The organism is Microbacterium sp. MMO-113, assembly GCF_037148555.1.
Taxonomy (GTDB): Bacteria; Actinomycetota; Actinomycetes; order Actinomycetales; family Microbacteriaceae; genus Microbacterium.
The window spans coordinates 1-21,499 of the sequence record NZ_JBBCTD010000001.1; the positions used below are offsets into that span (position 1 = coordinate 1).

26 protein-coding genes are annotated in these 21,499 nt (G+C 72.7%); 10 read left to right on the forward strand and 16 right to left on the reverse strand.

Annotated features, from left to right (window positions below; translation table 11 throughout):
* Positions 1-90 precede the first annotated feature (90 nt).
* The 16 genes from WFJ36_RS00005 to WFJ36_RS00080 all read right to left on the reverse strand — a co-directional run bounded on the left by WFJ36_RS00005 (position 91) and on the right by WFJ36_RS00080 (position 13,083).
* Positions 91-1,251 (reverse strand): flagellar hook protein FlgE, encoded by a 1,161-nt coding sequence (locus WFJ36_RS00005; protein ID WP_060923655.1) that lies wholly within the window; start codon positions 1,249-1,251, stop codon positions 91-93.
* 25 nt (positions 1,252-1,276) lie between these two features.
* Positions 1,277-1,735: a flagellar hook assembly protein FlgD gene (locus tag WFJ36_RS00010; protein WP_071327501.1), complete on the reverse strand. Its 459-nt coding sequence runs from the start codon at positions 1,733-1,735 to the stop codon at positions 1,277-1,279.
* A 14-nt stretch (positions 1,736-1,749) separates the two neighbouring features.
* Positions 1,750-3,135, reverse strand: a complete 1,386-nt coding sequence (locus WFJ36_RS00015; RefSeq protein WP_336642393.1) for a flagellar hook-length control protein FliK — start codon at positions 3,133-3,135, stop codon at positions 1,750-1,752.
* Positions 3,132-3,554 carry a hypothetical protein gene (locus WFJ36_RS00020; protein WP_071327499.1) on the reverse strand — a complete coding sequence of 141 codons (423 nt, stop codon included), beginning with the start codon at positions 3,552-3,554 and terminating at the stop codon, positions 3,132-3,134. Before WFJ36_RS00020 ends, WFJ36_RS00015 begins: the two co-directional genes overlap by 4 nt.
* On the reverse strand, positions 3,551-4,843 hold the full coding sequence (locus WFJ36_RS00025) for a FliI/YscN family ATPase (RefSeq protein ID WP_071327498.1): 1,293 nt from the start codon (positions 4,841-4,843) through the stop codon (positions 3,551-3,553). Before WFJ36_RS00025 ends, WFJ36_RS00020 begins: the two co-directional genes overlap by 4 nt.
* A complete protein-coding gene (locus WFJ36_RS00030) occupies positions 4,840-5,448 on the reverse strand; it encodes a FliH/SctL family protein (protein WP_071327497.1) in 609 nt (202 codons plus the stop codon). Before WFJ36_RS00030 ends, WFJ36_RS00025 begins: the two co-directional genes overlap by 4 nt.
* Positions 5,438-6,442 carry a flagellar motor switch protein FliG gene (gene fliG, locus WFJ36_RS00035; RefSeq protein WP_071327496.1) on the reverse strand — a complete coding sequence of 335 codons (1,005 nt, stop codon included), beginning with the start codon at positions 6,440-6,442 and terminating at the stop codon, positions 5,438-5,440. The genes WFJ36_RS00030 and fliG overlap by 11 nt, the downstream gene beginning before the upstream one ends.
* Positions 6,439-8,061 (reverse strand): flagellar basal-body MS-ring/collar protein FliF, encoded by a 1,623-nt coding sequence (gene fliF, locus WFJ36_RS00040; RefSeq protein WP_292787199.1) that lies wholly within the window; start codon positions 8,059-8,061, stop codon positions 6,439-6,441. The genes fliG and fliF overlap by 4 nt, the downstream gene beginning before the upstream one ends.
* Entirely contained in the window at positions 8,061-8,321 is a 261-nt protein-coding gene (gene fliE, locus WFJ36_RS00045) for a flagellar hook-basal body complex protein FliE (RefSeq protein WP_051582258.1), read from the reverse strand. Before fliE ends, fliF begins: the two co-directional genes overlap by 1 nt.
* A 41-nt stretch (positions 8,322-8,362) precedes the next feature.
* On the reverse strand, positions 8,363-8,758 hold the full coding sequence (locus tag WFJ36_RS00050) for a flagellar basal body rod protein FlgC (protein ID WP_336642394.1): 396 nt from the start codon (positions 8,756-8,758) through the stop codon (positions 8,363-8,365).
* The gene (gene flgB / locus WFJ36_RS00055; RefSeq protein ID WP_025104347.1) at positions 8,755-9,096 is read right to left on the reverse strand and encodes a flagellar basal body rod protein FlgB; all 342 of its coding nucleotides are present in this window, start codon (positions 9,094-9,096) and stop codon (positions 8,755-8,757) included. The genes WFJ36_RS00050 and flgB overlap by 4 nt, the downstream gene beginning before the upstream one ends.
* Before the next feature lie 112 nt (positions 9,097-9,208).
* Positions 9,209-9,505 (reverse strand): hypothetical protein, encoded by a 297-nt coding sequence (locus WFJ36_RS00060; protein WP_062635827.1) that lies wholly within the window; start codon positions 9,503-9,505, stop codon positions 9,209-9,211.
* Positions 9,502-9,888: a flagellar export chaperone FliS gene (fliS, locus tag WFJ36_RS00065; RefSeq protein WP_062635829.1), complete on the reverse strand. Its 387-nt coding sequence runs from the start codon at positions 9,886-9,888 to the stop codon at positions 9,502-9,504. The genes WFJ36_RS00060 and fliS overlap by 4 nt, the downstream gene beginning before the upstream one ends.
* Positions 9,889-9,890: 2 nt before the next feature.
* A complete protein-coding gene (gene fliD, locus WFJ36_RS00070) occupies positions 9,891-11,279 on the reverse strand; it encodes a flagellar filament capping protein FliD (protein ID WP_292787192.1) in 1,389 nt (462 codons plus the stop codon).
* 88 nt (positions 11,280-11,367) lie between these two features.
* A complete protein-coding gene (locus WFJ36_RS00075; protein WP_071327492.1) occupies positions 11,368-12,198 on the reverse strand; it encodes a flagellin N-terminal helical domain-containing protein in 831 nt (276 codons plus the stop codon).
* A gap of 81 nt (positions 12,199-12,279) precedes the next feature.
* Positions 12,280-13,083: a sigma-70 family RNA polymerase sigma factor gene (locus WFJ36_RS00080; RefSeq protein WP_060923201.1), complete on the reverse strand. Its 804-nt coding sequence runs from the start codon at positions 13,081-13,083 to the stop codon at positions 12,280-12,282.
* 217 nt (positions 13,084-13,300) lie between these two features.
* Here WFJ36_RS00080 and flgN point away from each other — a divergent pair, with 217 nt between their 5' ends.
* Genes flgN through WFJ36_RS00130 form a run of 10 tightly spaced genes read left to right on the forward strand, consistent with a single transcriptional unit; the run spans position 13,301 to position 21,497 of the window.
* Complete coding sequence (gene flgN, locus WFJ36_RS00085; RefSeq protein WP_025104341.1) at positions 13,301-13,783, forward strand: flagellar export chaperone FlgN; 483 nt, start codon at positions 13,301-13,303, stop codon at positions 13,781-13,783.
* Between the two features lie 13 nt (positions 13,784-13,796).
* Complete coding sequence (flgK, locus tag WFJ36_RS00090) at positions 13,797-15,206, forward strand: flagellar hook-associated protein FlgK (RefSeq protein WP_292787185.1); 1,410 nt, start codon at positions 13,797-13,799, stop codon at positions 15,204-15,206.
* Positions 15,207-15,219: 13 nt separating this feature from the next.
* Positions 15,220-16,101 (forward strand): flagellar hook-associated protein FlgL, encoded by an 882-nt coding sequence (gene flgL / locus WFJ36_RS00095; RefSeq protein WP_336642395.1) that lies wholly within the window; start codon positions 15,220-15,222, stop codon positions 16,099-16,101.
* Positions 16,098-16,469 carry a flagellar assembly protein FliW gene (locus WFJ36_RS00100; protein WP_071327489.1) on the forward strand — a complete coding sequence of 124 codons (372 nt, stop codon included), beginning with the start codon at positions 16,098-16,100 and terminating at the stop codon, positions 16,467-16,469. Before flgL ends, WFJ36_RS00100 begins: the two co-directional genes overlap by 4 nt.
* Before the next feature lie 57 nt (positions 16,470-16,526).
* Positions 16,527-17,144 carry a tRNA (adenosine(37)-N6)-threonylcarbamoyltransferase complex dimerization subunit type 1 TsaB gene (gene tsaB, locus WFJ36_RS00105; protein WP_336642396.1) on the forward strand — a complete coding sequence of 206 codons (618 nt, stop codon included), beginning with the start codon at positions 16,527-16,529 and terminating at the stop codon, positions 17,142-17,144.
* Positions 17,141-17,629, forward strand: coding sequence for a ribosomal protein S18-alanine N-acetyltransferase (gene rimI, locus WFJ36_RS00110; RefSeq protein ID WP_336642397.1), 489 nt, complete (start codon positions 17,141-17,143; stop codon positions 17,627-17,629). Before tsaB ends, rimI begins: the two co-directional genes overlap by 4 nt.
* Positions 17,626-18,714 (forward strand): tRNA (adenosine(37)-N6)-threonylcarbamoyltransferase complex transferase subunit TsaD, encoded by a 1,089-nt coding sequence (tsaD, locus tag WFJ36_RS00115; protein ID WP_071327486.1) that lies wholly within the window; start codon positions 17,626-17,628, stop codon positions 18,712-18,714. The genes rimI and tsaD overlap by 4 nt, the downstream gene beginning before the upstream one ends.
* The gene (locus WFJ36_RS00120; RefSeq protein WP_256209335.1) at positions 18,711-19,193 is read left to right on the forward strand and encodes a hypothetical protein; all 483 of its coding nucleotides are present in this window, start codon (positions 18,711-18,713) and stop codon (positions 19,191-19,193) included. Before tsaD ends, WFJ36_RS00120 begins: the two co-directional genes overlap by 4 nt.
* 5 nt (positions 19,194-19,198) lie before the next feature.
* On the forward strand, positions 19,199-20,329 hold the full coding sequence (locus WFJ36_RS00125) for a hypothetical protein (protein WP_336642398.1): 1,131 nt from the start codon (positions 19,199-19,201) through the stop codon (positions 20,327-20,329).
* Positions 20,313-21,497 carry a hypothetical protein gene (locus WFJ36_RS00130; RefSeq protein ID WP_071327484.1) on the forward strand — a complete coding sequence of 395 codons (1,185 nt, stop codon included), beginning with the start codon at positions 20,313-20,315 and terminating at the stop codon, positions 21,495-21,497. The genes WFJ36_RS00125 and WFJ36_RS00130 overlap by 17 nt, the downstream gene beginning before the upstream one ends.
* The last annotated feature ends 2 nt before the right edge of the window (positions 21,498-21,499 follow it).

Consider the following 21,499-nt stretch of genomic DNA (forward strand, 5'->3'; position numbering starts at 1 on the left):
GCCCGACACCCCGCTTGCGCCCCGCGCCCCCCCCATCCCCCCGTGTCTCCGGGGGGCCCCCGGCGCGAAAGCGGGGTCTCGCGGAAGAGGTCAGCGCTTGAGGTTCGTGAGCTCCTGCAGCACCTCGTCGCTCGTGGTGATGATGCGGGCGTTCGCCTGGAAACCGCGCTGCGCGACGATGAGGTTGGTGAACTCCTGCGAGAGGTCGACGTTCGACATCTCGAGCGCGCCGCTGATGATGCCGCCGAGACCGCCGGTGCCGGGCTGTCCGAGCTCGGCCTGACCGGAGTTGCCGCTCGGGCGGAACTGCGAGGAGCCGACCTTCTCCAGGCCCCCGGGGTTCACGAACCCGGCCAGCGCGATGCGGGCCAGCACCTGGGTGTCGCCGTTGCTGAACGTGCCGACGAGGCTGCCGTCGTTCGTCAGCGCGTAGGAGCTCAGCGTGCCGGCCGGCTTGCCGTTCTGCTCCTTGATCGCGATGTCGCTGACATCGGCGAAGCCAGTCACACCGGAGAGGTCGACGGTGACGCCGCCCGAGACGATGCTCCCGGCGCCGTTCTGCACACCGTCGGTGAACGTCAGTGCGGTGCTCGCGCCCGCGCCGTCGGTGACGTCCCAGCCGGTTGCGCTGCGGGTGAACGTCAGCCGCAGGGTGGACGCGGAGCCGTCGGCGCCGTAGGTCTTGATGTCGCGCACGAGCGTCTCGCCGACCGCTGCCCCCGAGGGCAGGTTGCCGGTGGCCCGTGCCGTGGTGGTGGCGGCGGCCGGGCTGAGGGCGCCCACCGGGAGGGTGATGTCGCCGATGCCCTGACCGGGGACGATCGCGCCGTTGCGGGCGGTCCAGCCCTGGACGAGCGCTCCGCCGGCACCGACGAGTCGGCCGCTCGCGTCGAACGTGAAGCCGCCGTTGCGGGTGTACAGCGTCTCGCCGCCGGAGCGGACGACGAAGAAGCCGTCACCCGAGATCATCAGGTCGGTGGGCACGCCGGTCGGCTGCGGGGCGCCTCCCGCGAAGTTGGTGCTGATGCCGGCGACCTGCACGCCCAGCCCGACCTGGGCGGGGTTCTGTCCACCCGTCGCCTGCTGCGGCAGCATCGAGTTGCGCAGGAGCTGGGAGAGGGAGTCCTGGAACTGCACGGAGGACGCCTTGAAGCCGGTCGTGTTGACGTTGGCGATGTTGTTGCCCGTGACGTCGAGCATGGTCTGGTGCGAGCGGAGTCCGGAGATTCCGGAGAACAGCGAACGGAGCATGGTGGTGCCTTTCTGGGGAGCGGGGTCAGGCAGCGGTGCCGGGGACGAGGGAGACGCCGGAGACGGCGTCGAGGGGGATCGACTTCTCGCCGATGGTCACGGTCGGGATGGCTCCCGCATAGGAGACCGCGGTGACGATGCCCTTCTGGGTGACGCCGTCGGCATCGACGTACTGCGCCTCCTGCCCGAGGAGGGCGGCGGCGGTCTGACGCATGCTGAGGGCGAAGCTCTCGGTGCTGGTCGAGGCGAGCGCCGTCAGCTGCTCCATGGAGGCCAGCTGCGTGGTCTGCGAGATCATCTCGTTGGTGTTCATCGGCGAGCTCGGATCCTGATTGGTGAGCTGGGTCACGAGCAGCTTGAGGAACACCTCGGAGTCGAGGGTCTTCTTGCGCTCGGCCGCCGGCGTCGTGCTGCCGGTCTGCACGCCGGACGTCGGCGTGGCACCCGGGGGCAGGGTCCCGGTGATGGAGTCGACCGTGGTCATGGAGTCCTCTCTGGTCAGGCGTAGACGTCGATGCCGCCGAGCGGAGCGACGGGCGGTGCGGTCGGGGGCGGGGAAGCGGTCGACGTCGAGGTCGGGGGACGCGGGACGGGCTGCGGGCGCGGGCGGTCCTGGTCACCGTTCCCGGTCTGGCCGTGCGTCGTCGCGCCGTGTTGGGGCGAGGAGGACGAGCCGTCCCCCGTGCTGAGGCTGAGGGTGGCGTGCGGCGCGGCGACCGCGAGGTCCCGGCGGAGGTCGACGAGGAGAGCACGCAGGGCGTCCCTGCCGATCTCGCTCGGGGCCTGCAGCTCGATGCGGAGGGTGGAGCCGGCGATGTGGGCCCGCACGGTGACGGGACCGAGGTTCTCCGGCGAGACGGTGAGCGTGATCCGGTGGTCGCCATCGGGGGCCTGGGCCAAGGACAGCACCGGGGCCGCCACCTGGGGGAGCAGGGCCGGGCGGACCGGCGCGGGGACGGTGCTCGGCGGCGCGACGGCAGCAGTGACCGTGGCGGCGACCGGGCTCGGCGCGCTGGCGGACCCGGCCGCGACCGGGTCGATGCTCGTCGTGCCCGCCGGCGTGGTGGTGACCGGCGCCGGAGCCGAGGGCGTCGGGGGCAGCGAAGAGGTCTCGGGGACGCTCGGGGCCGCGGTCGGGGGATCGAGCGTGGCCGTCGCTCCGTCCGGCGCCGGGCCGGCGAGGCGGGACATCCGGCCGTCCGACCCCGTGCTCGTCCCGCCGTCGGCGCCGGCGCGCGCACCCGCCGCTGCGTCGACGGACGAGGCGGGCGGGGAGGACACGACCGCTGCGATCGTCGGAGGCTGCGTCGTCGGAGCCGGCGACGGGAGAGCGGCGGCCGACCGGACCGCTTCGGCCTCGATCGGTCCGGCGACCGGCGCCCTGCCGGCCGCCGTGGGCCCCGCCTCCGCATGAGGAGACGTCGCCGCAGCGGAGACCGAGTCGATGGCGGGCAGGGCGAGCGCGTCGATGGCGGACAGCGCGGGCGCGTCGATGCCGGGGCCGGCCGGACCCGCGGGAGACGGAGGAGCCGGAGTGTGCTCTCCCGGCGGCGGCGTCGGGACCGCGGTCGAGTCGGCGTCCGACGGAGCGACAGGCAGCATCGATGGCGGAGCGATCACGGACCCGGAGGGCGACGGGGCGGGGAGCGGAGGCGGCGTGGCGACGGCGCCGTCGGCGGGAACGGCTGCCGTGGTGCCGTCGCCGCCGGTGGCGACGTCGGCCGCAGGCCCCTCGGGCGACTCGGAGTCGGCCGGCTCCGTCTCCCGGACGGCATCGCGCACGGCATCGGCGAAGGCGGCGGCTCCGGGGGCGCCGCGGGGCACCGAGGCTGCGGGGCGTGCGGGGCGCACGTCCAGAGCAGCGAGGAGGTCGAGGGCGGTCATGCCGGGTCCTCCGTCCGCGAGCGGGAGGCGATCTCGTCCAGTTCCGCCTGCTCCGCGCGCAGGTCTGCCGTCCGCACTGCTTCCGTGTGGTTGTCGGCGAGCCGTTCGAGACCGCGGAGAGTGCGCCGGGCGTCGGCGTGCTCGGCCCGCGCCTCGGCGACCGTCTCCTGCTGGAGGTCGGCGAGCGCCGTGAGATCGGCGAGCAGGGCGCGGCCGGAGACGCGGGCCGCGGCGAGTGCGGCGAGAGCACGCACGTCCACGGCCTCCGTATCGGTGCCGGCCAGATGCGCGCGCAGGACCCGGTCCCTGGCTTCGGTGTGCTGCGCGTCGATGACCGCGCGCGACAAGCGCTGCGCCGCCGCGCGTTCTTGGATCTCCCGGACGCGCAGGAGACCCGCGAGCGAGAACCCTCTGCTCATGACACCCCCTCGAAGGCGGAGACCAGGCCCTCCAGCCGCATCCAGGACTCCTCGATCGGACTGGTCTCGTCGAGCGGCTGCGTGAGGAACGCCGAGATGGCGCGCTCGTGCGTGATCGCCGCGTCGATGCGGGCGTCGGCACCGGCATGGTAGGCGCCGATGTCGATGAGGTCGTTGGCCCGGCGTCGCGCCGCGAGCACCGCACGGAGGGTGGCGGCGTGGTCGCGGCGCTCCCGGCTCGTGACCTTGCCGGCCACGCGGGAGACGGATCCGAGGACGTCGATCGCAGGGTGGTGCCCGGCGAGCGCGAGGGCGCGATCCAGCACGACGTGGCCGTCGAGGATCGAGCGGACGGTGTCGGCGATGGGCTCGTTGTGGTCGTCGCCGTCGACGAGCACCGTGTAGATGCCGGTGATGGAGCCGGTGCGGTCGGTGCCGGCGCGCTCCAGCAGCCCCGCGAGGAGGGAGAAGGTGGAGGGCGGGTAGCCGCGGGTGGCCGGCGGCTCGCCCGCGGAGAGGCCGATCTCGCGCTGGGCCATCGCGACCCTGGTCAGCGAGTCCATCATGAGGATCGCGTGTGCGCCCTCGTCGCGGAAGGCCTCCGCGATCCGGGTGGCGGTGAAGGCGGCGCGGATGCGGGCCATCGCCGGCTGATCCGAGGTGGAGACGACGACGACGGAGCGCGCGAGTCCCTCCGGACCCAGGTCGTCCTCGATGAACTCGCGCACCTCGCGGCCGCGCTCGCCGACGAGGGCGATGACGGTGACCTCGGCTTCGGTGCCGCGGGCGATCATCGACAGCAGCGACGACTTCCCGACCCCGGATCCCGCGAACAGGCCCACGCGCTGGCCACGGCCGACGCTGACCAGGGTGTCGAGCGCGCGCACGCCGAGGGGGAGCGGGGTGTCGATGCGGTCGCGCTCCATGATCGAGGGCGTGTCGTGATCCAGGCTCACGTGCGGCGCTGCGAGGGGGCCCTTGCCGTCGATGGGGCGTCCGAGCCCGTCCAGGACCCGGCCGAGCAACGCGGATCCGGTGGGAACCCGAACCGGGCCGCCGCGCCCTCGCACCGGGGCGCCGACGGTGAGACCGGCGACCGGGGCGAGGGGCATGCACCGGAGGCCGTCCTCGCCCGTGGCCACGACCTCGGCGTCGATGCCGTCGAGTGTCAGCACGTCCCCCACGGCGCCGTCGAGGCCGCGGACCTGCACGCTGAGACCGCGCACCTGCGAGACCTCGCCGATCCGTTCCGGACGCGCCGCCGCGAGCACGGCGGTCCACGAGCTCACGGCGCGCCTTCCAGGACAGCGCGGCGCGCGCGGGCGAGGGCCGTCGCGACCCTGGCGTCGATCAGGCCGTGCTCCAGCTCGGCCACGGCGTCGCCGCGGGCGAGGGTGTCGTCGGCCACCAGCGCGATCTCGGAGACGCCCTGTCCTGCCTCCGCGGCGAGGATGCGGAGGTCTTCCGGGTGCACCCGGAGACGCCGGACGGCGGCTGCATCGGTGGCGTTCAGGGCGCGGCGAGCCGCGGCGGCCGCGGACGATCCTGCGTCGCCCAGTTCGGCCGCGAGGATGAGCTCCGCGAGGTCGATCGCGTGCGAGAGCACCTGTCCGGTCGCGGCGGACTCCAGCGCGGCCTCTCGGGCGGTCAGGGACCGGGCCGCGGCGTGCAGCGCGGCGACGGCAGCCGAGACGTCCTCAGCCCGGATGCGCTCCCTTTCCGCCTGTGCGGCCTCGGCCGCTCGTCGAGCAGCTTCGGCATCGGCCACCCCTGCCCGGAAGCCGGCGGCGTGCCCCTCCGCGTACCCGCGGCGGCGCGCACGCTCCTGCTCGGCCCGGTGGTCGGAGCCGCCGAGTCGGGGGAACGCGGCCGGCGCGAACGCGTCAGTAGACATATTCGTCCTCGTCGGCCCGCTGCACCGTGATGTCTCCCGCGGCCTCCAGCGCACGGATCGTCCGGACGATCTCGGCCCGCGCCTCCTCGACCTGGGAGACGCGCACCGGGCCCAGCGTCCGGGCCTCCTCGTCGAGGTTCTCGCGGTTGCGCTCGGACACGTTACGGCGGATGAGGTCGACGATGGGCTGCTGTGCGCCCTTGAGGGCCAGGGCCAGCGAGCGGATGTCCATGCCCCGCAGCACGCGCTGGGTGTCGCGGTCGTCGAGCTTGACGATGTCGGCGAAGGTGAACATGCGCGACCGGATGTCTTCCGCGAGGGCACTGTCGCGGTCCTCGATGCTGGCGAGCAGCGCCTTCTCGATCGTCGCGCCGGAGCGCCCGATGATCTCCACGAGCGGCTCGACTCCGCCGAGCACCTCGGGGCTGTCCCGCGAGGCGAGGCTGCCGGTGCGGGCCTTGAGGGCATCGGCGACGATCGTGATGGCCTCCTGCGAGGCGGTGCCCATGGTGGCGATGGCCTGGGCCACGTCGGTCCTGGCCGGATCGGGCAGCGCGGCGAGGACCGCGGCGGCCTGATCGGCGGGGAGATGGGCGAGCACGAGGGCGACGGTCTGCGGCAGCTCGCCGTCGAGGAGCGTGGCGAGATGCGCGGCATCGGCGGAGGCGAGGAAGTCGAAGGACGCGCTCATCGTCGTCGAGCCGACCCGGCCGAGCACCGCCGCCGCCCGCTCGGAGCCGAACGACGCCTCCAGCAGGCCCGCGGCGATGTCGCGTCCGCCGCGCGCCGGCGGGAGGTGCCCGGCGGCGATGCGATGGAACTGCCCGAGTGCCTGCACCGTGGTCTCCGCGTCGAGATCCTGCAGTCCGATGATCTCGGCGGCGACGGCCTCGGCCTCCGCTTCGGAGAGGTGCTTCATGACCTCGACGGCCTGGGCGCGGTCGAGGTTCATCAGGACGATCGCGGCCGTCTGCCGATCGGTCAGTCCGCTCATACCCGCGACCTGTCGTCGATGAGGGTGCGCAGCAGCTCCGCGGTGCGCTGCGGATCCTGACGCGTGAGCGCGGCGATCTCGGCGCGGCGGCGCTCCAGGCTGATCTGCGCGGGTTCGGGCTCCGGGTCGGGGTCGAGGTCGGGGACCGGCTCGAGGAAGGCGAGCGGTGTGGTCGGCGCCTCCAGCACGGCCGTCGGGGCGTCGGCCGAGAGCGCGGACAGCTCGGCGGGGCGGTCGCCGAAGAGCTGGTCGAATTCCTCCGCACCGCGTGCCTTCCGCCGCGAACGGACGATGAGCGCGGCGATCGCGGCGATGAGGGGGATGGCGATGGCGGCTGCGACGATCACGGTGTTCAGGAGAGCGGCCTGACGGGCACCTTCTTCGGCGTCCTTCGCCGCCTGCAGCGCGGCCTGAGCGGCCTCGGCGTCCGTCTGGCTGAAGGCGACGAGTTCGACGGCGAGCTCGTCGCCGCGGGTCCTGTCGATACCGGCCGCGGTGGCGACGAGATCGCTGAGCTGGGCGGAGCTGAGGTCGCCTCCGGCTCCGGCGTCCACGGCGACCGACACCGACTGCCGCAGCAGGGTGCCCGCGGGGGTGGAGGTGCTCTCGGTGGCCTTGTTGACGGCGTTGGTGCGCGTCTCCTCCGTGTTCGTGTAGGTGCCGTCGCCGTTTCCGTTCGGAACCGCGATGTTGTCCGGACCGAGCACGCCCGCCTCCGAGGTGGAGCCGTTGCTGTTCTGCTCGCGGACCTCTTCGGTGAGCGGGGGCGTGCCCTCGGCCGGGGTGTAGGTCTCCTCGACGCGTTCGTTCACGGAGCGGTCGATCTCGGCGACCACGGTCACGGTCGCGTTCCCCGGACCGACCACGGTGTCCAGCATCTGCTGCACGCTCGCGGCCACGCGGGCCTCGTAGTCGCTCGCCTGCTGGTCGAGGCCGCCGGTGGCTCCGCCGCCCACGGTCGACAGCGTGCGTCCGGTCTGGTCGACGACGGCCACGTTCTCCGGTTTCATGCCGCTGACGGCGGCCGAGGTGAGGTGCACGATGGCCTCGACCTGCTTCTGGTCGAGCGTCGTGCGTCCGGCGGTCTCCACGAACACGGAGGCGGTCGCGTCGACCGTCTCCGACACGAAGACGCTCTCCTCGGGGATCGCGAGCTGCACGGACGCTGCGGAGACGCCGTCGATGGCCGAGATCGTGGCGGCGAGCTCGCCCTCGATCGCGCGCTTGTAGGTGACCGACTGCTGGAACTCGCTCGTGGTGACGCCCATGTCGTCGAGCAGCGAGTACCCGGCGGATCCGGCGCTCGGCAGCCCGGCGGAGGCGGCCGCGAGCCGCTGGTCGTAGACGTCCTTCTCGGGGACGAGCACGGTGGCGCCGCCGTCGGCGAGCTCGTAGGGGACGGAGGCGGAGCGCAGCTGCTCCACCACGGCGTTCGCGTCGGAGGCGTTCAGGCCGGAGAACAGCGGCGTGTAGGTGGGGCGGCTGAGCCAGCTGGACAGGGCGATGATGCCGAGCGCGAGCAGGGCGATGCCGATGATGGCGATGGTCCGCTGCGCGAGCGAGAATCCGGCGACCACCCGCCGCATCCGCTGGAACGCCCCGGTCACTGCCGGGGGCATCAGGCCTGCATCCGCATGATCTCGTTGAACGCGTCGACGCCCTTGTTGCGGACGGCGGCGACGAGTTCGAGGGTGACGGCGGCGCGCGAGGAGGCGATCATCGCGGCGTGGATGTCGTCGAGGTCGCCGGTCACGGCGGCGACCTTCAGGGTGTCGGACTCGGACTGCAGCGAGCGCAGCTCGTCGATCGCGCCGGTGACGCTGTTCGCGAAGGCCGTGTCGTCGCCGGTCTTCGCACCCGTCACGGGCGAGGTGGTCATGCCGAGGGACGAGGCGACGGCCTCGATGCCGGCCACGGCGCTCACGCGTTCCGCCCGATCTGCAGCGCCGCCTCGTAGGAGTTGCGGGCACGATCCACGATCGCTGCGCTCGCCTGGTATCCGCGCTGCGCGAGGATCAGCTGGCTCATCTGGTCTCCCAGGTCGATGTCGGGGTAGCGCACGTAGCCGTCGGCGTCGGCGAGCGGATGGTCGGGTTGGTGCACGAGCCGGCCCTCCGCGTCGCCCTGGGCGGTGCCGGCGACGTAGACCCCGGGGGACTGGTCGCTGGTCTGCGCCAGGATGTACCGCGCTCGGAACGCCGCGCCGTCGGTCGGTGTCGCCGTGTTGATGTTGGCGATGTTGTCGCTGATGGCGTCCAGCCACTTCCGGTGCACGGTCAGTCCCGTGCCGGCGATCCCGATGGCGTCGAAGGTCATGACGTCCTCATCGCGGTGCGCATCGAGGAGAACGACCCGTTCACGGCCTGCGTCGCGAACTGGTAGCGCAGCATCGTGTCGATGCTGGACAGGGTCTCGGTGTCGAGGTTCACGTTGTTGCCGTTCAGCCTCGTCGGCTCGAGCGACGTCCCGACCGTGGCGGACACGTCCCCGTCGCCGGCGGCGATCGAGTCGGCGAGCGCGGCCTCGAACTGCACGCGCTTGGCGTGGTAGTCGGGGGTGTTGATGTTGGCGATGTTGTCGGCGATGGCTCGCTGGCGCAGCGAGAGGCCGTTCAGCGCACTCGTCAGTGCGGTGATGGTCACAGAGTCGAACACGAACCGGCTCCCCGTGTGTGGGCGAAGTGGCCGTTCCCTGGCCGAGTCTTACGAGCGATCCGTGCTCTCGGGAGACTGTCGGCCGTCCGTGCGGTTTCGTTAGGAGGGCCGCTCACCCGTCCACGTCGAGGTAGGCGGGGGCATCAGGCGAGCGGGGCGCCGGCACGCGCCGGACGGCACCGAGGTGCTGCCGCAGCCCCTCGAGCTCGGAGCGGGCGCGCTCCATGGCGGCGTGCTGCCGGTCGATCACCGCGCGGGCGCGATCGGCCAGGTGCGGGGGGAGCGGGGAGGACGGCGGCGCCCAGGGGATGATGTCGTGCACCTCGACGGCGCCCGCCGGCGCGGCGAGGATCCGGTCGGCGTCCGCTTCGAGCCGGTCGAGCAGCGCGGCCCAGTCCTCGTCCGTCATGCGCGGCCCTCCGCGACGGCCAGGGCGGCAGCGTGCCAGGCGTCGCGCAGCGGCACGACGAGCTCGCGGCAGGCATGCGTGCGCTCGGGATCGCGGCCGATGTTGGCGCCGATCAGCGTCTGGGACAGGAAGACGTACAGCGAGCGCAGCCCGGCGCTGCCGCTCCAGTCGTCGGTGAGGGACGACGACAGCTCGGCCACGATCGCCTGCGCGTGCTGGAGCTGGGTGTTGGCCTCGGTCCAGTCGGCCGCCCGCTGCGCCGTCTCGGCGCGTTCGATGTCGAGCAGGAGCCGGTCGTAGAGCATCGTGACCAGGCGCTCCGGCGGGGCGGACAGGATGGCGTCCTCGCGGTACCGCTGCTGGGCGCGCAGGGCGGCGTTCATGCTCACGAGCTCGACCCGGAGCGGCTGCTCGGCAGCGCGTTGATCTGGGAGGCGAGGTACGACGACTGCGACTGCATCTGCGACAGCATCACCTCGAGGCGCGCGTACGTGCGCTCCAGCGACGCCTTGCGCTGCGCGAGGCGCACGTCCCAGCGCTCCATCTGCTCGCCGAGGCTCTTGACCTCGCTCTCCTGACCCGTGATCCGCGAGGTGAGCAGCCCGTCGTATTTGTCCGAGTAGGACGTCGCCGTCTGCTCCACGCGTGCCGCGACCGCGGAGAAGAGCGCGCCGACGGCCGCGGGGTCCTTCGCCAGCGCCTCGGAGAACTTCTCCTCGTCGAACGTGAGCTTGCCGTACATGTCGGTCGAGATGCCGATCGTGGAGGGCGAGACGCCGTCCACGGGGTGCTGCACCGCGTCGGCGAGGGCCGTCCGCAGACCGCGGATGGTGCTGTCGCCGGTGAAGACGCCGAGGGTGGTCTTCTCGCCCTGTCCCGCGGCGACCGTCGCCTTCGAGCCGTTGTCGATGCGCGTGAAGATGTCGGTGAGGAGGGCGATGAACTCCCCGGAGGCCTTGGTCCTGGCCTCGCCGTCGACGGCGACGGTGACCGTGACAGGGGTGGTCGAGACGGTGGACACCGTGACGTCGACGCCCTCGAAGAGATCGGTGAACGTGTTGCCGGAGGAGGTGATGACCTGTTCGGCCGCGGTGCCGGCCCAGAGCCGCAGCTGCGCGTCCGTGCCCGTGGCGATGACGGCGGCGCCGGGCTCCGTGGACACGTCCGTGGCGGTGCCGGCGGTCACGGCGGCGAGGTCGCCCGCGTAGACGCGGAACCGTCCGGCCTCTCCGGATTCCTCGGCCCGGAGCTGCAGGCGGTAGACGGGGGTGCCGTCGGCATCCTTGCCGGCGGGGACGGCCGTGGCGAGGACACCGGTGTCGGCGTCGTTGATGGCCTGGGCGATGTCCTGCATCGACGTCGAGTCGGCCTGCACCTGGACGCGCTTGCCCGTGGCGTCCTCGAGCGTCAGGACGGGCGGGTCCGCGGGCCAGCGGGTCAGGGCGGCCGAGACCACCGTATGCGCCTGGGCGAGACGGTCGACGACGATGTCGGTGGACACGGGAGCGGCGCCGGTGCGCAAGGCGACCTTCACCGACTCGGACGACGCGCTGCCGGTGAAGCGGTCGAGACCGCCGGGCGCTGCGGCCTTCTCGGCGGCGGCGGCGAGGTTCTGCACGGCCGTGTTGAGGGTGCGCAGCTGCGTCATGACGACGTTCTTGTCGTCGATCTTGGCCTTGAGCAGCGTGCGGGGGATGGCGTGCACGTCCATGAGGGCCTTGATGACCTCGGTGGTCTTGAGCCCCGATACGAGGCCGTCGAGCGAGAGCGACATGCGGCTTCCCTTCTGTGTGCGGCGGGGCCCGGGCGACGGCCGAAGCCGTCACCCGGACCCCCGGAGTGATTCCGTGCGGCGGCGCGGATCAGCGCAGCAGCTGGAGCACGCCCTGGTTGGCCTGGTTGGCCTGGGCCAGCATGGCCGTTCCCGCCTGCGACAGGATGTTCGCCGACGTGAACTTGACCATCTCGGACGCCATGTCGGTGTCGCGGATACGGCTCTCGGCGGCGGCGAGGTTCTCGGCCGACACGTTGAGGCTGTTGATGGTCGACTCGAAGCGGTTCTGCAGCGCACCGTAGCCGGCACGAGCGGTCGAGACCGCCTGGATCTGCGTGTCGATGCCCGCCAGAGCCGCACCGTACGATGCCGCGTCGGTCATCGTCGCCGCGAGGGTCTTGATGTCGGCGCCGAGGGTGTCGAAATCGGTCAGGGCGACCGAGATCTGGTCATCGGCGGCGACGGAGCCCGCACCGACCTGGAACGTCAGCGTCGTGCCGCCCGAGAGCAGCTTGATGCCGTTGAAGTTCGTGCTGTCGGCGACCCGGGTGAGCTCGTCACCGAGGGTGTTGATCTCCTTCTGGATCGCCTCGCGCGACTTCGCGTTGTTCGAGTCGTTCGCGCCCTGAGCGGTCAGGTCGCGCACGCGCTGCAGGATGGAGTGCACCTCGGTCAGGGCGCCTTCCGCGGTCTGGATGACCGAGATGCCGTCCTGGGCGTTGCGGGCCGCGACGTTCAGGCCGTTGACCTGCGAACGCAGGCCCTCGGAGATCGCGAGGCCGGCGGCGTCGTCCGCTGCGCGGTTGATGCGCAGACCGCTCGAGAGCTTCTCGAGCGACTTCGACAGGTCGTTCTGCGTGTTGGACAGGTTGCGGTAGGCGTTGAGCGCGCCCACGTTGGTGTTGATCTGCATACCCATGAGGGTTTCCTCCGTGATGTGTTGAACAGGAGACCATCCGTGGTCTCCTGCCCTCACCTATCGGCGGAGGATCCGATCGCGTTAGGCGGGGGCGGCGGCGCGGAAGACGTCGCCGATCCGGACGCCGGCGGCCTCGGCGATGCGGCCGAAGTACGCATCCCGCGCGGCGGGCGACACCCGGGTGGTGGTCGTGGTCTCCGTGCCGCCCTCGGCGAAGTAGCGGTCCAGGGCGTCGCGGAGCAGGCGCACCGCCTCCGCCCGCTGCTGCGAGACGGCGGAGTGGGTGACGCCGAGTTCCTCGGCGATCTCCTTGACGGGGCGCTCCTCGACGTAGACGGCCACGACGATGCGGCGCATGCGCTCGGGGAGAGCGGTGATGGCGTGCTCGAGCACCTCTCGCCGCTCGCCGACCAGCGCGGACTCCTCCGGCAGGGGGATGTCGGCGACGAGGTCCCGGGTGGCGGGGTCGTCGAGCGGGGCGACCGTGCGCGCAGCGTCGGCGAGGGCCTCCACGACCGCCTCCTTGGGGGAGCCCATGGCGGTGGCGATCTCGGTGGCGGTCGCCGTGCGACCGAGCGCGGCGGTGAGGGTGTCGCGCACGGCGACGGTCTCCTTGATGCGCTTGCGGATGCCGCGGGATGCCCAGTCCATGGCGCGCATCTCGTCGGCGAAGGCGCCGAGGATGCGTCGGCGGGCGTATGCGCCGAACGGGACGCCGAGCGCGGGGTCGTAGGCGTCGGCGGCGGTCACGAGCGCGAGCGCGCCGACGGCGGCGAGTTCTTCGCGGGGGATATGGGTAGCCCGAGCATGGGTGTCTGCAGCGAGGTAGCCGACCAGGGGGAGGTTGGCCTCGACGAGGCGGTTGCGCTCAGCGCGCGACGACATGGGGGATGATCCACCTCTCTGGATGCACTCCGGAAGCTCATGGCGAGGGGTAGATGTCCATATCACAAGGTCCGAGATATGTCCATGGGGATAACTAACCGCCGCCAATCCACATAGTAACCTTAGGGGCGCGATGGCCGATAGAGATTTATGAACCGTTAATAGGCGGGCCGGTCGCACCTGCGTGGGGCGGGCGATCGCTGGGGACAAGGGGATCATGGGAGCCAACGAACTATCGATGCAGCTCTGGCGCGAGCGCGAGCTGCTCGAGATGCTGCTTTTCAAGCTCGACGAGCAACAGCTGCTGCTCGCCGCCGGCCGGTCGCACTGGATCCAGTTCGCGGCCAGGGAGATCGATCAGGTGCTCGACCGCCTGCGCGCCGCGAGCCTGGCCAGGGCCGTCGAGGTCGCCGGCGTCGCCGAGGAGTGGGGGGCTCCTCAGGACGCGACGATCGGGCAGCTCATCGAGCATGCCCCGGACGGGGCCTGGGGTGACGTCTTCACCGACCACATGCGCGCGCTCGTGAAGCTGACGGCGGAGGTCGAGCAGATGCGCGACGCCGCCGCGGAACAGCTCAGCGGGGTGCTCCGCGCCACCCAGGAGACCATCGCCGCTCTCGGCCAGGAGAGCGGCGAGTACACCACCCGCGGCGACCGCGCCCGCGAGGACGCCGCCCGCATCATCGACACCGAGATGTGACCGAGAGGGATTCATGTCGACCTTCAGTGGACTGACCACCGCCGCCAGCGGCCTCGCCGCCGCGCGCCGGGGCATGGATGTGGTCGGGCAGAACATCGCCAACCAGAAGACCGAGGGGTACACGCGGCAGCGCGTCGAGACCTCCTCCATCGCCGCCGTCGCGCAGACCGGGCGCTTCAGCATGGGTGCGCTGCCCGGACACGGCGTGTCCATCGACGGGGTGACCCGCCTCGGTGACGCGTTGCTGGACGCCCGGGTCCGCGACACCCTCGGCGCCTCCGGCTACTGGGCCACCCGCGCGCTCGCGGCGACGACCGCCGAGTCGGCGCTCGCGGAGCCGACGGACAAGGGCCTCGCCAACCGGTTGACCAACTTCTGGGCCGGCTGGCAGGACCTCGCCAACACCCCCGACTCCGGGGCCGCGGCCGCGAGCATCCTGGAGTCGGCGAAGGAGCTCGCCGCCCACATCTCCGGCGGCTACCGCACGGTCGCCGCGCAGTGGACGGCCGCTCGAGGGACCGCGGAGCGCACCGTCAGCCAGGTCAACGCCGCGGCTGACCAGATCGCGGTGCTGAACACCGAGATCCGCGAGGCTCTGGCCTCGGGGCGTTCGGCCAACGAACTCACCGACCGCCGCAACCTGCTCGCGGAGGACGTGGCCCGGCTCGCCGGCGCGACGGCGACTCTGGAGACGGACGGCACGCTCACGGTGCGCCTCGGCGGCAACGCCCTGGTCGCCGGCGGGGACGCCCGTCACCTCGCCCTGACCGGCTCGGCGACGATCGACGGCGCTCCGCGCGTCGGGGTCGTCTGGGAGTCGGTCCCGGATCTGCCCCTCGTGGTGGACGGCGGAGAGCTCGGCGGCTCGCTCGCGGTGCTCGCCCCGGCCGCCGACGGCGGGATGCTGGCGCAGCTCGCCGCCACCTACGACCGGGTGGCCACGGCGCTGGCGGAGTCGCTCAACGCGCAGCACCGCTCCGGTGTCACGGCGTCCGGACAGCCGGGTGGTGACTTCTTCACCCTCCCGGCGACCGGCTCTGCCGCGCTCGGGCTGCAGGTGGCCGTCACCTCGGCGGCCGACCTGGCCCTCGCCGCGCCCGGCGCGGGCTCCAAGGACGCGACGAACGCCGACCTCATCTCCCAGATCGGGCAGCGCGCGACCTCTCCGGATGCGCTGTGGACCGACCAGGTGACCCGCTTCGGCGTGGCCACCGCGGCCGACGTGCAGCGCGCGAAGGTGTCGGATGCGGCGGCGGTCGGTGCCGTCGGCGCGCAGCAGTCCGTCGCGGCCGTGGACGGCGACGAGGAGACGATCAGCCTCCTCACCTACCAGACCGCCTATCAGGCGGCGGCCCGCGTGCTCACCGCCGTCGACGAGGCCCTCGACGTCCTCATCAACCGCACGGGCGTCGTCGGACGCTGATCGGAGAAGCTCCATGATCTCTCGCGTGACCCAGACCACCATGACGCAGACGGCGATGCGCCAGCTGCAGTCCAACCTCTCCGAGCTCGCCCGGCTGCAGGAGCAGGCGACGTCGCAGAAGGCGTTCGCCGCCCCCTCGGACGATCCGGCGGCGGCGGCTGCCGCCCTCGCCCTGCATGCCGAGCAGCGGCGCACCGAGCAGTACGCGCGCAACATCGACGACGGCCTGGCGTGGGTGACCGCGGCCGACACGGCGATCACCTCCAGCACCTCGCTGCTCTCGCGGGTGCGGGACCTCACCGCGCAGGGTGCGAACGACGGGGCGCTGGACGCCGCGGCGAAGGAGGCCCTCGCGGTGGAGCTGGAGGGCATTCGCGACGAGCTGCTCTCACAGGCCAACACTCGGCTGCTCGGACGGTCCGTGTTCGCCGGGACCTCGGACACCGCGGCCTTCGCCGCCGACTACTCGTACAGCGGCGTCGCCGGCTCCGAGGTCACCCGCCGTGTGTCCGACGCGGCGGCCGTCCGCGTCGACACCGACGGGGCGGCGGTGTTCGGTACCGGCGACGACTCGGTGTTCGCTCTCGTCGACCGCATCGTCGCCGACCTCCGCTCCGGCACCAACGTGGGACCACGGCTCGCGGAGATCGACGACCGCCGCACGGCGATGCTGGGCGTGCAGGGCGCGGTCGGCACCAGGCAGGCTCAGATCGAACGCGCCAAGGAGGCGACAGTGCAGAATTCCGTGTCCCTCGAGTCCCGCCGTGCCGCGGTCGAGGACGTCGACTCGGTCGAGGTGCTCATCCGCCTGCAGGCGCAGGAGCTCGTCTACCGCTCGGCGCTCGCCGTGAACGCGCGCGTGCTGCAGCCATCGCTGATGGACTTCCTGCGATGACCGCCGCGCTCACCTTCACGGCCCCGCCGCCCGGGCTGGCTCCGCACGTGGACTTCGCCCTCGCGCCCGTCGATGGTGCGGACGGGCTCTTCGCCATGCGGGCGGTCGAGGACGAGGCCCTGCGGCTCTACCTGGTCGACCCGAACACCGTCCTCACGGAGTACGCGCCGATCCTCACGGATGCGCAGGTCACCGACCTCGCGCTCGCCTCGGCGGACGACGCCTTCGTGCTCGTGGTCGCCCACCCCGCCGCCGAGGGCGTCAGCGTCAACCTGCTGGCGCCGGTCGTCGTGAACCGGGCGACGGGAGCGGCGACGCAGGTCATCCTCGAAGGTCAGGACTACCCCGTGCGGGCGCCGCTGGGCTGACCTGCGCGGGTGCCGGGGACCGGGCGTGACGGGCGGGGTGACGACTACCCTGGAGAGGTGATCCTCGCCGTCGACACCTCCCTTGGCACCGCCGTCGCCCTCATCGACCCGGACGGGACGCGTCGTGCCGAGGCCGGTACCGCCGATCCGCTGGGCCACGCCGAGGTGATCGGCGACCTGGTGCGCGACGTGCTCCGGGAGAGCGGGTCCGATGGCATCGCGCACGTCGTGGCCGGAATGGGCCCGGGCCCGTTCACCGGGCTGCGGATCGGCATCGCGACCGCGCGGGCGTTCGCCCTCGGCCGCGGTGTCCCGGTCGTCCCGGTCCCGAGCCACATGGCGGCAGCGCTCACGATCCAGGCCACCGTGACCGGCCCGTTCGCCGTCGTCACCGACGCCCGCCGTCGCGAGGTCGCCGTCACCGTCTTCGACGGGCTGGACGAGGACGGGATCCCGCGCACGATCGCCGACACGGTCCTCGTGCGGGCCGCCGACGCCGACGAGCATCTCGCGGGCCTCCGCCGGGTGGACGTGACGACGCTGTCCGCGGTCGACCTCGCCCGGGTGGGGGCGCGGGCGCTCGCCGCCGGCCGGACCCTCGCCGGCGAGGAGCCGCTCTACCTGCGGCACCCGGACGTCACCCTGCCCGGTGCCCCGAAGAAGGTGGGCGCATGACGCTCCGGGACGCGCGGCCGGACGACCTCGACGCGATCATGGCCATCGAGCAGCGCTCGTTCCCGACCGACGCGTGGAGTCGGGAGACCATGGCGGGCGAGCTGGCGAGCCCGCACGGCCGCTACCTCGTCGACGAGCAGGGCGGGGTGATCGTCGGCTACGGCGGGGTCAGGGCCCTGCAGGGCGGCGCGGACGCCGACATCCAGACCATCGCCCTCCTCACCGAGGTCCGAGGACAGGGACGCGGGCGCGCTCTGCTGCGTGCCCTGCTGCGGACGGCCGCGGCACGGGGCGCGCACGAGGTGTTCCTCGAGGTGCGCGCCGACAACCCGGCGGCCGAGGGGCTGTATCGCACGGAGGGCTTCGAGGAGATCGGCAGGCGCCCCCGTTACTATCAGCCGGACGACGTCGACGCGATCGTGATGCGTCTGGACCTGCGCCGCCATCCGGCGCCCGCCGATACGCCGGAGGAGGCGACCGCATGAGTGAGCCCCTGGTGCTCGGCATCGAGACGAGCTGCGACGAGACCGGCATCGGCATCGTGCGGGGCCGCACGCTGCTGTCCAACACGATCGCCTCCAGCATGGACGAGCACGCCCGGTACGGGGGCGTCGTGCCGGAGGTCGCGGCCCGCGCGCACCTCGAAGCGCTGCAGCCGGCCATCGACGCCGCTCTCGCCGAGGCCGACGTCCGCCTCGCCGACCTCGATGCGGTGGCCGTGACGAGCGGCCCGGGCCTCGCGGGAGCGCTCATGGTCGGTGTGGGGGCGGCGAAGGGACTCGCGGTCGCCCTCGACAAGCCGCTGTACGCGGTCAACCACCTCGTCGGCCACATCGCCGCCGACATCCTCACCCCGGAGGCGGCGCCGCTGGAGTACCCGACGATCGCGCTGCTGGTCTCCGGCGGCCACACCTCCCTGCTCCACGTGCGCGACCTCACGACCGATGTCGAGCTGCTCGGCGAGACCGTGGACGACGCTGCAGGCGAGGCCTTCGACAAGGTCGCCCGGCTGCTGTCGCTGCCGTATCCCGGCGGCCCCGAGATCGACCGGGCGGCGGTCGGCGGAGACCCGGACGCGATCCGCTTCCCGCGCGGGCTCTCCCGTGCCTCCGACCTCGCGAAGCATCGCTACGACTTCTCCTTCTCCGGGCTGAAGACCGCTGTCGCCCGCTGGGTCGAGCGCTTCGAGGCGGAGAACGCCGCCGCGGGCGCCGACGCGCGCGAGCTGCCGATCGCCGACGTCGCCGCCAGCTTCCGGGAGGCCGTCGTCGACGTTCTCGTCACCAAGGCGCTCAACGCCTGCGCGGACCTCGGGGTGCCGCGGCTGCTCCTGGGCGGTGGTGTGATCGCGAACCGTCGGCTCCGCGAGGTGGCGCTGGCCAGGGCCGCCGAGGCCGGCGTCACCGTGCGCATCCCGCCGCTGTCGCTCTGCACGGACAACGGTGCCATGATCGCCGCGCTCGCCGCTGAGCTCATCGCGTCGGGGCGCCCCGCCTCGACGCTCGGCTTCGGCGCCGACTCGACGCTGCCGGTCACCGAGATCCAGGTCGCGGAGGCGGTGCCGGCGTGAGCGGGCTCGCGCGCGGACCGGAGCCGGACGGGGCCATGCCCCGTGCGCGGGTCGAGCGCGCGAGCGGGCAGGTCGAACGTCCGGCAGGGACGGCGCGCCTTCCCGGGGCCCCGCGGGAGGGGTACACGAAGCTCCCGACGGGTCCGGTGGGCATCGAGCCGGTGGTCGTCAGCGGGCCCGACCTCGACCACGGGGAGGAGGACGCCTGGGAACCGGCGTCCGAGCCGGTGCCCGTGGACGACACTCGGCTGGCGCCGTGGGCGCTACTGGCGGCGATCGTCGCTCTCGGCGCATCGTTCTTCGTGGGGTGGGGGATCCCGGTCGCGGTCGTCGCCGTGATCGCCGCGATCATGTCGCTGCGCCGCCCCGTCGAGAACCGCGCGATCGCGCGCTGGGCGCTCGTGCTGGGTCTGTGCGCGACCGTGTACAGCCTGGGATGGCTGGTCTGGGCGGGCATGCAGTTCGAGAGGCTGGGCTAGGCGCGATGGCCGGAGCGGACGACGACGACGTCGAGGAGCGCAGGGCCCTGCAGCGCAAGGCGTACGGGCCCGGCGGGGAGCTGAGCGCCGCGGAGGCCGCCCGTCTGCGCGCGCTCGAGGATTCCCGGCGGACACGGCCCGTGGGTCCCCCTGCGGCCCCCTTGGCGACCGGTCCCGTCCAGGAGTCCCGGCCACCCGGCCCTCCGCCGTCCTCCGGGTTGTCGTCCGGTCCGCACGACGACGGACCTCCGACCCCGGGCGGCGATCCCGCGATGCCGGAAGAGGAATCCGAGGAGGTCGCGACCGCCCGGACCGACTCTCCGACTCTCCGGGCAGGGCGGGGCCGTCTCCTCGGGACACGTGTGCTCGCCGCGGTCGTGGTGCTGCTGCTCGGCGTCGGCATCGGCTGGTTGGCCTTCGGCCGGACCGGCGGAGCCGCTGTCGCCCTGAGCGCGGTACAGCAGCAGTGGCAGTCCGAGCTCGTCGCGTCCGGACGGTACGACGCCGGCTCGGTGCGCGCGCTCGCCACGGAGGACGACGCGGTGGTCTGGACGGCGACGCAGAACGGTGGCGCGAGCATCTGCCTGGTCCTCCGGTCGGCGGAGAGCACGACGCCGAGCTGCAATCGGCGCGAGACCGTGCAGGAGGAAGGCCTGTGGGGCGAGGTGACCACGCAGCGCGACGACGACTACGCGCGCCAGATCATGGCTCAGCTGATCCTCACACCCGACGGCGAACCGGCGGTGAGCGTCGACGTCTCGGAGTACGGGATCGGTGACGGCGGCGGGATCACGTACGCGAACGAGGCGGAGACCCGCGCGGCCGCGCGTCTGGTCGAGGAAGGGTTCGACCCGAACTCCATCTGGGTCGTCGGGTACGACGACGATGTCCCCATCTGGACGGCCTCCGCGCAGGATTCGGGGCGGCATTGTCTCGTCTACGACGGATCGACGGCCGACGCTCCGATGGCCTGCGAGGAGACCGAGACGCTGGCGGAGCACGACGGGCGGCTGCGGCTGCAGGTGACGGACACGACGACCGGGCAGGTGACGACGTACGAGCTGCCGACCAGCGCGCGCGTGCCGTCCTTCACGATCATCCGCGAGGGGAGCGACGCCGGTGCGGTCGGAGACTGACGGAGAGGACGCCGCGGCAGCGGAGCGCCGGGCGCTGGAGCGCGCGGCGTACGGCCGCGACGGCGGGCTCGACGCCGCAGCGGCCCGTCGGCTTCAGGAGCTTCAGGAGGGGCATCGTCGCCGGACCCCTTTCACGCAGGACGAGCGGACGGAGTCGTCATCCGTGGGCGACGACCCGCCGGAGGACGTGACCGCTCGCCGGGCGCCGGAGAACGTGCCGGCCGCGGAGGACACCCCTCCGGCCGCCCCGGACGACGTCTCCCGGACGGAGGCGCGGGCTGCGAACCGCCGCGGTCTCGTGCCGGTGCTCGTGGCGTCGGCGGCTCTCCTCGCGATCGGCGTGGGAGCCGGGTGGGCGCTGTTCGCCCCGCGGCCGGACGCGTTTCCGCTGACGGAGGCGCAAGAGGAGCGGCGGATCGCGCTCGCCGGTGAGGGCTACGACCCCGGCTCCGTGCGTCCGGTGGCGGAGGCGGAGGGCGCGCTCGCCTGGTTCGCCACGCAGGACGACGGGGCCAGCCGGTGTCTGATCCTCGACGTCGACAAGGACTCCCAGTCGACCTGTCTGGCGGAGGAGGAGGTGGGGCCGGGCCTGTACGCCTCGCTCCCCGTGCCGACCTCCGCAGCGGACGACGAGGAGGACTCCTTCTCCTTCGAGGGCGTGACGGCGGTCATGCTCTTCTCCACCGCGGACGAGCCGATGGTGAGCATCCAGCGCTGGGGAGGCGGCTCGACGCTCGTCGCCCAGTTCGGTGAGGCGGAGCGGGCGAGGGCGGAGGAGCTCGTCGGCGATGGCTACGACCTCAACCTCTCCGTCCTCGGATCCTTCCGCGAGCAGCCGGTCTGGCTCGGCGAGCGCCGTGCGGAGAGCGGGGCCGCCGAACGCTGCCTGATCGTCGACGCCGACGGCTCGCGCCAGTGCGCCACGGTCGACGAGGCCGTGCAGTCCGGGCTCCGCGTGCAGCTGCTCGACGTCGACCAGGAGACCGGGGAGCTGCTGTCGGCGTCCGTGATCGAGGTCGACTTCACGCGATGGCAGACGCCCTATCTCACCGTGACCTCGGGCCCCGCCGTGGTCGACGAGGCGACGGGCGAGTCGTACCTGGTGACCACCGGGCCGCCCGGGGATCCGATACGTGTCGACATCCCGGGCCGGGAGTCGGAGGACTGACC